The 12,589-nt window shown below is 47.8% G+C and carries 12 protein-coding genes; 4 read left to right on the forward strand and 8 right to left on the reverse strand.

Annotated elements, in window-relative coordinates; all coding sequences use genetic code 11:
- Window positions 1-5 precede the first annotated feature (5 nt).
- Complete coding sequence (locus GJR95_RS20240; RefSeq protein WP_162387584.1) at window positions 6-302, forward strand: hypothetical protein; 297 nt, start codon at window positions 6-8, stop codon at window positions 300-302.
- A gap of 16 nt (window positions 303-318) precedes the next feature.
- Here the strand turns inward: GJR95_RS20240 and GJR95_RS20245 are convergent, their stop codons facing one another.
- The 4 genes from GJR95_RS20245 to GJR95_RS20260 form a co-directional block, all read right to left on the reverse strand.
- On the reverse strand, window positions 319-1,101 hold the full coding sequence (locus GJR95_RS20245; RefSeq protein ID WP_162387585.1) for a LytR/AlgR family response regulator transcription factor: 783 nt from the start codon (window positions 1,099-1,101) through the stop codon (window positions 319-321).
- Window positions 1,098-2,231, reverse strand: a complete 1,134-nt coding sequence (locus tag GJR95_RS20250; protein ID WP_162387586.1) for a sensor histidine kinase — start codon at window positions 2,229-2,231, stop codon at window positions 1,098-1,100. The genes GJR95_RS20245 and GJR95_RS20250 overlap by 4 nt, the downstream gene beginning before the upstream one ends.
- 404 nt (window positions 2,232-2,635) lie before the next feature.
- Complete coding sequence (locus GJR95_RS20255) at window positions 2,636-2,935, reverse strand: hypothetical protein (RefSeq protein WP_162387587.1); 300 nt, start codon at window positions 2,933-2,935, stop codon at window positions 2,636-2,638.
- 44 nt (window positions 2,936-2,979) lie between these two features.
- Window positions 2,980-3,414, reverse strand: coding sequence for a hypothetical protein (locus GJR95_RS20260; RefSeq protein WP_162387588.1), 435 nt, complete (start codon window positions 3,412-3,414; stop codon window positions 2,980-2,982).
- Window positions 3,415-3,864: 450 nt separating this feature from the next.
- On the opposite strand from GJR95_RS20260, the gene GJR95_RS20265 reads away from it, so the two are divergent.
- On the forward strand, window positions 3,865-4,353 hold the full coding sequence (locus tag GJR95_RS20265; protein WP_162387589.1) for a GtrA family protein: 489 nt from the start codon (window positions 3,865-3,867) through the stop codon (window positions 4,351-4,353).
- On the opposite strand, the gene GJR95_RS20270 is transcribed toward GJR95_RS20265, so the two are convergent.
- The 4 genes from GJR95_RS20270 to GJR95_RS20285 form a co-directional block, all read right to left on the reverse strand.
- Window positions 4,354-5,046, reverse strand: a complete 693-nt coding sequence (locus GJR95_RS20270) for a hypothetical protein (protein ID WP_162387590.1) — start codon at window positions 5,044-5,046, stop codon at window positions 4,354-4,356.
- Between the two features lie 474 nt (window positions 5,047-5,520).
- Window positions 5,521-6,294, reverse strand: coding sequence for a hypothetical protein (locus GJR95_RS20275; protein WP_162387591.1), 774 nt, complete (start codon window positions 6,292-6,294; stop codon window positions 5,521-5,523).
- A 211-nt stretch (window positions 6,295-6,505) separates the two neighbouring features.
- A complete protein-coding gene (locus tag GJR95_RS20280) occupies window positions 6,506-7,657 on the reverse strand; it encodes a trypsin-like peptidase domain-containing protein (protein WP_162387592.1) in 1,152 nt (383 codons plus the stop codon).
- Window positions 7,658-7,812: 155 nt separating this feature from the next.
- Window positions 7,813-8,148, reverse strand: coding sequence for an ArsR/SmtB family transcription factor (locus GJR95_RS20285; RefSeq protein WP_162387593.1), 336 nt, complete (start codon window positions 8,146-8,148; stop codon window positions 7,813-7,815).
- A gap of 211 nt (window positions 8,149-8,359) precedes the next feature.
- Between GJR95_RS20285 and GJR95_RS20290 the strand changes: the two genes are divergently transcribed.
- Both GJR95_RS20290 and GJR95_RS20295 read left to right on the forward strand, forming a co-directional pair.
- Entirely contained in the window at window positions 8,360-9,445 is a 1,086-nt protein-coding gene (locus GJR95_RS20290) for an efflux RND transporter periplasmic adaptor subunit (RefSeq protein ID WP_162387594.1), read from the forward strand.
- Window positions 9,446-9,497: 52 nt separating this feature from the next.
- Window positions 9,498-12,569, forward strand: coding sequence for an efflux RND transporter permease subunit (locus tag GJR95_RS20295; protein ID WP_162387595.1), 3,072 nt, complete (start codon window positions 9,498-9,500; stop codon window positions 12,567-12,569).
- Window positions 12,570-12,589: the final 20 nt, after the last annotated feature.

A 12,589-nucleotide genomic window follows, 5' to 3' on the forward strand; every position in this document is an offset into this window, starting at 1 on the left:
TTCGTATGCGTTCGGTCTTATTCTTCCTGTCAATTAGTTTGTGTGGCTCAATTTGTTTTGGCCAGATCGACTCAACCAAAACACCCCGCGAACCCTCGACAACAACGCGAGTTCCCATACCAGGGGTTGATACACCATTATCGGGACCCGGAACGATGCTTCAATCGACACCAGATCCAAATGCCGTCGTAGCTCCTCCGAATAACGGCAAAAAGCGGAAAGGTAAAACCGTTCCGCCAAGCGATCCCAGGGCATTTGGGGTAGGAGTGCCGATTGGTAAAGCTAAAAAAGATTCGCTGTGATGAGATCCGGAGGGTATTATTTGCCCATCCAGGTCTTGAAATCACTGACTTTTTCGCGACTTACCAGCGCTTCTTTATCAAAAACAGGCCGCAGATTTAAAGCGAGCCGATTTCCGAAATAAGGCTGCATCTGATCAACGGCCTGGTGCGTAACCAGAACACCCCGGTTAATCCGAAAAAATCGATTCGGGTCGAGGTTGTCGGCCAGTTCATCCAGTGTATAATCAACCAGAAACTTCTGGCCGGAATGGGTCGTGAAAAAACTGTAGCGGTCTTCGGTGAAGAAATAAGCAATCTCGCCCACTTCAACAGATAGCAGGCGCTGCCCCTGCCGGACCAGAAACCGCTGGCGGTAGTCGCGTGGGGCCTGCCGCTGAATTTGTTGCAGTAGTTTCTCGATGTTATGAACGGGGTCATTGACTGGCTTGCCGCGCAGGGATTCATATTTTTGGAGGCTCCGTTGCAGGTCGTCGCGTTGAACGGGTTTAAGCAGATAATCGATGCTATTGACCTTAAACGCCTGCAAGGCATATTCGTCGTAGGAGGTTGTGAAAATCACCGTACTTTTTACCGACGTCCGCTCAAAAATCTCGAAACTTTGTCCATCAGCCAGTTCAATATCCAGAAAAATAAGATCGGGTTCAGGTTGTCCGGCTGCCCGTCGGTTTTCAAGCCAGTCTACCGTATCTTCAATACTGGCTGTTACGCCCTCAATAGTTAAGGTAGGTTCTACCTCATGCAATAGTTTCTGGAGTTTGCGTACGGCTAATTCTTCGTCTTCAACGATCAATGCATTCATGTGGTAGTAGAGGCTTTTGCTAAAAGAGGTATGGTAACTGTGAAAAAGTCCGGGCCTGTTTCAATATTGGGTTCCGCTTGGGCCAGCAGTTGGTATTTTGCCCGAATATTGGCCAGTCCAGCCTGGGTTGATTCCGGTTCGTCGATTTTAGTACATCCGGGTCGGGTTGCTTTTTGCTGAAGATTATTGCGTACGCACAGGTGACCCTGTTTTGTGATGTCTATCTCGATAGACAAAGGTCGGCTCGCCAGAATAATGTTGTGTTTAACCGCATTTTCGACAAGCAATTGCAACGTAAGGGGGGGGAGTCGATGCTGACGATAGTGACCGGATACGCGGACATGAAGGTGCAGGCCGTCTCCGTGCCGGGTTTTGAGCAGATGATAGTACGAGTCGATAAAAGCCAGCTCTGCATCAAGCGTTGTCAACTCATCGTCGTTGGCCTGATTAGTAGTCAGGAGTAGCTCGGAGCTTCGGTTGGTTTGTAACATATACCGATACACGCGGGCCATCTGGTCAACGAATTGCTCAGCTCGTTGCGGCTCGTCGGCAATCAGCGACGAAAGTGAATTGAGACTGTTGAACAAAAAATGCGGGTTGACCTGATTTTTGAGTCCCTGTAATTGTCCCTTCAGGTTTTCTTCTTTTAGTTTTTCCTTATTGATCTGATTTTGTTGCCACTGGTTCAGTGAGTAAACTGTTTCATCCATACCAACTGCCAGTACCGTAAAAACCAGCGTAACTACGTAAGCCTGGATTAGCGCTTCGTAGGTAAACGTAGAACCAGCTAACCGCAATTGACTATAGATTGTAGCCGTAATTGTCAGGAAGAATGCTGACAGGGTCGTTTGAGCCAAAAGAGCTGTCAGGATACGGCGCGTCGTCTGCTCGAAACGGGGGCAACATTGAGTGATTTTTTTGGATACCTGACTCTGCGTAAAAAAAGTACCAGAAAGGATAAACCCGTTAAGAACCGTCGCTTCCGCAAATACCCATCCATCATGCCAATAGCTATCGCCGACAAACAGATGGCCGAACAGAATAGCAAAACAAGGTACAGCCAGGACGTAGGTCCACCTGCTATGGGAACAGAACGGTCCCAGGGGCGAAAAACGAACTGACTTATTCATAGACAATTTTTACGTCGCTTATTGATCAGGGTGGTTTGGCGAAAATCAGATTTCCACAATAGGCTTCTAAACGAAAATAAAGATAATAATGCCAAACGTGCACCGCATCTGACACATACATCAACTGTATGAACCGGGCAATGAATTGAGCAAAATCAGGGTTAAGAAGTTTCCGCAATTTGTGCTTTCAATATTCACTCACCATGATTAAAGGCGCAGAAACAAGGTAGTGGGTTGCATTCCGCTAATCACGGGTTTCAATTCGCAATATAATTATATAGGTAAATACTCAAATACGTATGCAGCCTATTGACCCACGATTGTCCGTGTGGTATACATTAAGACAAATCCCCGGCAATTACTCGCCGGGGATTTGTCTTATAAACCTGGTGACAGGCTAACATTTAATTTGTTTGTTTCTGAGTAGCACTGGATTGGGCCGCTGGTGTTTTTTGCGCCGTTGCTCCACGTTGTGGTTTATAAATGGCACCGGTTGCAAAATCAACAATAGTGCCCGGCCAGAACAATAGAATGTCGGCAATCAGGGCTCCGGTGCGAACTTGCCGCTGGGGTTCACCGGGCATCGGTTTGCGTTTCTGAGCTTCGGTGACACGTCCGCCGAAAACGGTGGCGCAACTGGTGAGTGAGCCTGACAGAGTAAGGGTGGCTAATGCCAGCAAGGTAAATTTTTTGATAGTGTTCATGGTTTTAATCCGCTGTTGCGGTAGTTAAAAAAGAGGGGGTTTGTTTACTTGGTTGCGGAGACGGTTAGTTCAACGCCATTATCGTCTTCGCCACTGATGCTTAACTTGTTGCCGTTGCTCGTTGCGATCACATTGCCATTCAGACGGTACTCCACCTTGCCACTACCTGCCTCAACGACTGTAACATTATCGGCCGAATCTTCAATGAAGAACTCATTCGTCGATTTGAGTTTGATGGCTACATCAATGGAGACGGTAGTCGCTGTCTGGCGGGTTATGTTCATAGAACCCTTCAGGTTGGTTTCGCTGGCAGGGTAGGCTTTTCCGCCAGTGACCAGTTCCGAGAAATTATATGAACCGGCTACACGGCTAGCCAGATCAGGGGCAGCATCTGTATTTTCCTTTTTACAGGCAGAAAGCGAAGCGGCAACCAGTAGCACAAGCAGTGCTGAGCGCCGGAAAGAGAAAAGAGAGTTCATTAGGATCAATGCTGTTTTTGGTGAAAAAAGAAGGAGGTTAACCGAACCTTGTCGGTTTGATGACACAAAAATGGCGGCTGGATGAGGGGAGAAGAAGGGTATCCTGTATCAACTGACAAAAGCAGGGGCTCAATAGGAATAACCGCCGAATGAACTGGAAACGTTATAATCTGGACAAGCATCCAGTCTTGAAAAAACGGTTAGGTAATGGATCACTCTTTGTATGTGACTGGTTATGAGCGCCTATGCCTGAATGGTTGACGAGGGTACAATAGAGCTTAGTTCTCCTTTTTCTTTAAGGGCAGAATTGCGTATCGGATTAATGCCTGAACTTTAAAATTCTGGTGCAACCGAATACTACAATAATGGCTGAATCTGGATGTGGTTTCCTGAACGGCAATAAGCTAACTGTGCTTTTCTCTATCTTTGCCGTTTCATTTTAACGCATTTATGAATAGCCAACTATTCAACAGAAGAGATCTCATTGCTTATTTTATTGTCGCTGCTATTGGCGCTTCACTGCAACTGGTAGTTGGTACTTTACTTCAGGAATGGTTTCAGGTAACGTATGAGCAGGCGCTGCTCGCTGGTTATGTAGCTGCTTTTTTTATTGGATTCTACCTGACTAAACTCTTTGCTTTTAACGCAAAAAACTCGGCCAAAACCCGACGGGAAATTGCCAAGTTCACGCTTGTTTCAGTACTATCCTGCATCATCACAGTTTACGGCTCTTCGCTGCTTTACACGTTTTCAGTCGAAACATTCCAGTCAATTATTGTTAAAATTCCTTCGTCGGTGAAAGAAGTGAATGTCAATAAATTAGTAGCGCATACATCAGGAATGGGCCTGAGTTTTATCAGTAATTACATTCTCCACAAACAGTTTACGTTTCGAAATACCGGCTTTTACGACAAGCTGAAGCGACTCCTGAATTTGTAGCTAATGGATTGGTTTTCTCCGAAGAGAATAGCGGTACGTAGCACCCGGCTGATAATTAAGGCCAAACTGGAGTTGGAAAAGCTCACGTTTTACTTCTGGATAAGCCGGAAATGCATTACCCTGCCAGTTAAGCGCAACATCTACACGCATTGATGAGACTACGCCAACGCTTATCCCTGCTGTAAGTGATCGTGAATGGATGGCAGTAGGCTTATTGCTGGAACTATACGTAAAATTTGAGCCGCTAATCGTAGTGTATGATCCTGTTGGCGTTGTTATGACGGTAACAACGGCTGCTGGATTAACGGTAACGTTAGCAATGGTAAGCGTACGTGCGCCAATTTGATAAGAAGCCGCCAGGAATGGCGAAATGCGTGTTTGAGTCAGTTGATACCGTATTGCAGGACCTATTGTGAGTGTGTTTTCATGCAAAACATTGCGTGTCCATTCAGCAACCCACGTGCCCGATAAACCCATTGAAAGCTTATTTGCTACAAAATAGCCACCATAAAGCTGTATTGTACTATTTCTGGATATGAATTCTGCTTTGGAATAACCTCCCTGAATACCGATTTGCCAGCTTTTTCGGGTGAAGGGATTTACACCTGGCTTCGTATGTACCTGTTGCGAAATAGGCTGTGCCCGACTGGCAATAGATAGACTAACCAATAACAGGAGTAAGGTTGTTTTCATGAAATAGGATGTTTCCCGGAAAACGCTAAGCTTGCAATTTCAGTATGTGCCCAATTGTGGTAAAATAGATTATAAGTAGAGTTGGGTGATTTATTTACTAAGCGGAGGTTGAGAGCCGCTTTTATGAACCGCTAACCACAAAAAAAGCCCTTATCAAATTGTATGATAAGGGCTACACCTTGAGCTGAAAGTACTAGTCATAAATCAGTTTATGGACTGGCGGGGCGGTACGATTACCGGCCCGTTGTGAAAGTAGCCGTCCGACGAACAGGGCGGGAAACTATAGTTTCCATTCCCAGTAACCGTGCCCGCTCAGTGCGAAGAACGGTGCGAATGTGTCTGGTTGTTTTCATGGTTGTAGTTGATCATTAGTGTTGTTTTCAGTAGGTACGCACCAGGCCGATCCAGGCTTAAGCTAGCGTCATTGTCAAGCAAGGATGACGAGATGCGTACCTTCTGATTGGCTGGATTTACTTAAAATTTAGCCGTCAGCCCCAATTTAACGGCCGATACGCCATACCCTACTTCGGCAAATGCACCGACTTTCGGAGCAAACATAAACCGGGCTCCCAGATGTAATCCGATGAATACCCCACTGTTGTAGCTGCTACCATAGTCGTAATAGCTATAACTATAAGCACCACCCCCTGCATACCGGAAACCCAGCGATGCACCTACGTAAGGATCGAAGCTATTGTTCTGAACATTCAATGCTTCGCCCAGGTGATAGGAAGCACGGGCTCCGACGTAGACGAAATTATAACCGCTTGAATAATAGCCGTAATTGTAGTGGTAGTAGTCGATTGAGCCACCAATAGAAAAGTTGTTTTTTGCTTCTACTTCCACCGAGACGCCTAGTGGCAGCCCCCCACCATAATAAGTGGCTAATCCAATTCCTGCATTGAGATACACCGCGTGACTTCGGTGCGAAGATCTTGTGCTATACGTACGGGCTGCTGTAGGACGAGCCCCTGGTTGCGGACGTGCTACTGTTTGTGTAGCGGGCGCCTGGCGAGTTTCTGCGGGTGCCGGACTGGCTGCCGGAGCAGGTGCCTGTATCTGCGTTTTGGGAGCGGTTGTGGCCGTTACCGGCTTACGGACCTGACTTGTAGCTGGCCTTGCGACGGGTTTTTTCGCTGCGGAAACGGTTTTCGGTGCTGGTCGCCGAACCGATTGCTGGGCCAGAACCAAGTCTGTTGAACAGACCAGGGCAAGCGCCAGAACGGCTAATCGAGTAAATGTTTTCATGACAGTATTTGTTGTTTCTGGTTTTCCTGAGGAACGATGCAAACGTACAACGACGGGCACCGGTTGAGCCAGAAGCTACTGCCTGAACTGCATAAAGAACTACCTGAACTGCATGGAGTAACGGGTGAAACGGATTAGAAAAACAACCATTGATGGCACTAGTTACATTCGATAAATAAGTAGAAAGAAGGCCAGACGGCGTGAAAGATACTTACTGGTTGGAAAGCTTGTCAAGTGCTTGCTTAGCCTCCTTATTGTCGGGAGAGAGTTGGATCGATCGCGTGTAAGCTTGTCTGGCGAGTTGGGTTTTTCCCATTAGTGCATACGTGTTTCCCAGCGAATAGTAGGTGCCCGAGCTCCAGGAGAACTCAGACAGGCTAAGAAGGTAAATCTGGACGGCTTCATTCAGCTTTTTCTCCCGCACGAGCCTATCGGCTAACGAATTGAGTTCCTGAGAATCGAAGGTGTAGATGAAGTGACTTTGATCCTGCTTATACAAGGTTCGATAATACCTTACGGCCTGATCAATACCCTGCTTGTCAATGATGGGTAGCAAGGTCTCTCCAATCGAGATTAAGGGTACGTTCAGAGGCCGGGTTTGACGAAGTACTTTTTGCAGATAATGAGTGGTTGTACCATACAGGGCCGGTTCTCCTGTTTTATTATTAACCGAACTACCGCCTAGAATCCCAAGTAAATACCCGTTTTCATCGACAATGGGCGAGCCACTGGACCCGGAAACCTTTTGTGACGTATCACTCGTGATAATCAGCCGGTTTCCTTTCGATTCCAGTACGTGTCCGCTATAGATCACACAGTTTTTTTCCTGATAAGGGCAGGCAAAAATATATACCTTTTCTCCCGGCTTTGCCAGTGTATATCTGGGCTTTAAAGGCTGAATGGCAGGTGAATGGTATTTTGTTTTGAAAACAAGCCAGTCGCGCTGGGTAATGGTCGATTGCCTGCCTGAGAGTATTTCTGTGGAATCGGCATTCAGTAAATAATCGATCAATACCGAATCGGCCAGGTTATTTTTAGGATGCATGAGCCATTTTTGAAGCGCACCGCCAAAATCCACCGATTTCATCGCTTTTGTTTTGGCAGCCCATAACGCATGCTTGGCGGTAACGGCTAGTGTATCTGTACCGGTCTGGATCAGAAAGCCGGTAGCAACATAGTCAAAGGAAGGATGTACATAGCGTTCCCCATTTTGGAACCAAACCTCATTGATCATCGAAATGAGGGGCCATTGAGCCTGCGGTTTCGTAATCCAGGTTTCTTTTTCCTGGCCCAAAGCCGGGTAGTAACTAGAGCTGAGAATAAACCCAAAGATATAAGCTAACGTTCTGCCAAAGTTGTTCATCGGTGCACCATGTCCATTTGGGCAAATGTATTGGACCCTGAAGCATCACCTGACAGGCACCTGTAAAAGAATGTCAATGAAATGTAAAAGTTAGGACACCGGGTCGTTGAGGCTTTGCGCGACGCAGCCTCAATCCCGTTTCCTGAATCGCTAAGCTACTTTTCTGTTTCTGTAAGGGGGCTCGTTTCGTCGGCAGCTTTCAGGACAGAATCCAGCAGACCCGGAAATTTTGCTTCCAGTTCGTATAGTCGCAACGAGGTTAAACTCTGGGTGCCTTCGGTTCGGATATGAACAATACCGGCCTCGCGCAACACGCGTAGGTGATGCGACATGGTCGATTTGGCAACGGGCGACGGAATGGCCCCACAGGGCGACTCGCTCGTAAGTTTAGCTAAGCATTGTATAAAGTTTAGCCGCACCGGATCACTCAGAGCGTGCAGCACACCAGTCAAGGTAATCTGGTCGGCGGTGGGATGCTGGTACTGTTTCATAAGTCTACTCCTTCCAATTTCTGCTCGTTGGTAGCTACCAGAAAAGACGTAGCTACAGTAATTGCTACTACAACGATTAGTCGACTAAAAATAATTCACTTGATTTTTTTCACGTTTAGGAAACCATCCGGCAGGCACACTTGTTCGATATCCATAAAACAATTAAAGTTCGATAATTGTAGAACAATAAAACAATACAACCTCAATTAGTATGAAAACGATCAATAGTCGAACAAAATCGCTCATCGTCGGTATCATTGCCTTAACGGTTGCGCTTTTTTTTATCACGCCGAAGCTTTTCTCCAATAAGCCAGAGCCTTCGAATACGAAAGCTCCATCAACACCGCCCGCCGAAAACAAAGTGGCTACCGATGTTTTTGTCATTAAGCGCGAAACAATTACAGACGAACTCCAGACTACAGGGACCATCGCAGCTAATCAGGAAGTCGATCTGGTAAGTGAAGTGGCTCGTAAACTGGTTCGGGTGTATGCTCGGGAAGGAAGTTTCGTAGGGCAGGGGACGCTGCTATACAAATTAGACGATGCTGATCTACTGGCAAAAAAACGCAGGATCGCCCTCCAGGAAAAACTGGCTAAGCTCGACGAAAAACGGTTCCGCGAATTGCTGGCTACCGAAGCGGTCAATCAGCAGGAATATGATAAGGTGTTAACCAACCTGAACGTACTACAGGCCGAAATCGCCATGATTGATGTGGATCTGGCGAAAACCGAGATCCGCGCTCCCTTTGCCGGTCGGCTGGGTTTAAAACGGGTCGATGTTGGCGCCTATGTGACGCCCTCTACTGTGCTCAGTTCATTTGACGATGTCAGTCGGGTAGAAATCAACTTTACCATTCCCGAAAAATACGCTTCCGACGTTCGGCCCGGTCAAACCATTCACTTTACGACCGAGAATAGTAATCGCTCGTTTGCTGGCAAAGTCACCGCTACCGAACCCAAAATGGAGTCAAATACGCGCAGTCTGCTGGTAAAAGCCGTCAGCGAGAACCGGGATGGCAAACTCGTACCGGGATCGTCCGCTAAAATCGCCTTTGCTTTGCACGTTGCTCAGGATGGTATCCTGATTCCGACAGAAGCGCTCATCCCGAATGCAAAAGGCTATTCACTGTTCAGACTCAAAAACGGAAGCGCCGAACGACGTGACGTGAAAACCGGTAGCCGCACCAAAGGCATGGTTCAGATCATGGATGGTTTATCGATCGGCGATACGGTTCTGACAACCAATTTATTACGGCTCGATACGGGTGTTCCCGTAACTATTTCTACTGTTGACTAGGCATTTATTAACAAGGCCTTCTCATCATTATTGAATCAAAATTTACCCAATCATGAGTTTATCGGGAATTAGTATTCAGCGGCCAGTACTGGCTGGAGTACTCTCAGTATTGATTATTCTGTTTGGTTTCGTTGGGCTTACCTACCTCGGTATTCGGGAATACCCCGTCACCGACTCGCCTATCGTTACCGTTACAACAACGTATCCTGGGGCCAGCCCCGATGTAATCGCCTATCAGATTACAAAACCACTGGAAGAATCGATTGGCGAGGCCAATGGCATTCGGACCATCTCGTCGGTTTCGCGTGAAGCCGCCAGTGTGATTACGGTTGAATTTAACCTTGATGCCGATCTGGAAGCGGCTGCCAATGACGTTCGCGACAAAGTGACCAAAGCCCGGCGGCTGTTGCCCGGCGATGTCGATCCGCCCATTGTGGAAAAAGCCAACAGTGGTGATATCGTGATTTTTATGGCTGTGGAAAGCAAAACCCGCAGTATTCTGGAAGTCAGCAATATTGCCTCCACGGTCATTAAAGAACGTATGCAGACCATTCCGGGCGTAAAACGGGTGGGTATTGCAGGAGAGAAAAAATACGCCATGCGGCTTCGCATCGATCCGGCCAAACTGGCGGCTTATCAACTAACTCCATCTGATATTGAACAGGCTTTACGGAAAGAAAATGTGGATCTGCCATCGGGTCGTATCGAAGGCGACCGCAACGAACTAACGGTTCGGACATTGGGTCGCCTGACCAAAGAAGACGATTTCAACAACATGATCGTCAAGCAGGAGGGTAGCAGCATAATTCGGTTCAAAGACATTGGTTATGCCGAATTGGGCGCGGAAAACGAGCGAACTGCCATTCTGAACAGTCTGAAAGGAAACTCGCCGACGATTGGTGTCTTTGTTGAGCCACAACGGGGTGCCAATGCGGTAGCGATTGCCGATGAATTTTACCGCCGGTTGAAAGAACTACGCAAGGAAATTCCTGCTGATTATCAATTGACGATTGGGAAAGATTTTACGGAGCCAATTCGTGATTCAATTTCGGAAGTCGAAGAAACGCTGTTCGTTGCGTTCGGTCTGGTCATCCTGATTCTGTTCCTGTTCCTGCGCGACTGGCGTTCGACCATCATTCCGGTGGTGGCGATTCCGGTGTCGATTGTCTCCGCTTTTTTCATCATGTACATAGCTGGCTACTCGATCAACATTCTGACGCTGCTGGCGCTGGTACTGGCGATTGGACTCGTGGTTGATGATGCCATTGTGGTACTGGAAAATATCTTCGCCAAAGTAGAAGAAGGGATGTCGCCATTGCAGGCTGCCTTTAAAGGCTCGTCGGAAATCTATTTCGCCGTTATCTCAACGACCATTACGCTGGCGGCTGTGTTCCTGCCGATTCTTTTTCTACCCGGCATTACCGGAAAGTTGTTCCAGGAGTTTGCGGTAGTCGTAGCGGGTTCTGTATTGGTTTCAGCCTTTGTGGCGCTGACACTCTCGCCCATGATGAGCGCTTATCTGCTAAAACGGCAGGACAAACCCAATTGGCTCTATCGGAAAACTGAGCCGTATTTTGTGGCTCTGAACCGGGGTTACGAAAAATCACTGGGCTGGTTCCTGCGCTATCGCTGGGTTGCTTTCCCAACGCTGATCGTTACGTTCGGCTTGATCTACATCATCGGAAAGCAACTGCCTTCGGAGCTGGCTCCGCTGGAAGACCGTTCGCAGATTAGCCTGGCTGTGATTGCGCCGGAAGGATCATCGTACGAGTACACGGAGAAGTACATGAACGAGATCGCCAAATTCTCGGTCGATTCTACGCAGGGTTTATTTCAGACGTATTCCATTCTGGCACTGACGTTTGGCCCACCGGCTCCGGTCAATATAGCCATTCAGAACACCTTCCTCAAAAAGGCCGATGAGCGAAAAACCTCCCAGGCTGATGTGTTCGCGACTTATTCCCGGAATGTACAGAATTTTAGGGGAGTGATGGTATTCCCGGTTCAACCGCCGACCATTGGTAGCCGTTTTGGACAGGCTCAACCCGTTCAGTATGTGTTGCAGGGAACCAATCTGGCCGCTATTACGGAGATTCTGCCCAAGTTCATGGACGAAGCACGAAAAAGCCCGATCCTGCGCTTTGCCGATTCCGATCTGAAAGTCAATAAGCCTGAACTGGTCCTTCAGATTAACCGCGATAAGGCTGCTGAGCTGGGAATTTCCGTTGTCGAAATTGCCCGTGGTCTGCAATTGGCGCTGAGCGGTCAGCGGTATGGTTACTTTATCTACAATGATCGCCAGTATGAAGTGATTGGTCAGTTGCAACGTCAGGACCGCGATACGCCCTATGACCTCAAATCCATGTACGTACGCACCCGAACCGGCGACATTGTTTCGCTCGATAATCTGGTTTCGTTCAGAGAAAGCATTAGCCCGGCGGCTATCTATCGGTATGATCAGGCTATTTCGGCAACGGTATCGGCGGGTCTGGCACCCGGAAAAACCATTGGCGACGGCGTGGCCGAAATGAATCGCATCGCTCGGAAAGTATTGCCGCCGACGATCAAAACGTCTCTGGCGGGCGAATCGCGGGACTTTGCCGAAAGCTCATCGAGCCTGATGTTTGCGTTCGTATTTGCGCTGGTGCTGATTTACCTGGTTCTGGCTGCTCAGTTTGAAAGCCTGGTCGATCCGTTCATTATTTTACTGACGGTTCCAATGGCCATGACAGGAGCACTAATCAGCCTGTGGCTTTTTGGCCAGACCCTGAATATTTTCAGCCAGATCGGAATAATAACGCTGATTGGTCTGATCACCAAAAATGGGATTCTGATTGTCGAATTTGCTAACCAGAGCAAGGAAGCAGGATTAAGTACGCTGGAAGCCGCTAAAGTAGCCGCTGCTTCCCGGTTCCGGCCCATTCTGATGACGAGTCTGGCCATGATTTTCGGTACCATTCCGATTGCACTCACCGAAAACAGCCGCAATTCGCTCGGTACCGTCATTGTTGGCGGGCTGTTGTTTGCTGGCTTACTCACACTCTACATCATACCGGCGGTGTATTCCTACTTCTCCCGCGTGCCAAAGCATAAGGAAGCTGAGGTATTAGAGCCGGTAGAATAAACGAGTTTTATCAACTAGAT

Origin of the sequence: Spirosoma endbachense (assembly GCF_010233585.1) — a bacterium.
GTDB classification, from domain to species: domain Bacteria; phylum Bacteroidota; class Bacteroidia; order Cytophagales; family Spirosomataceae; genus Spirosoma; species Spirosoma endbachense.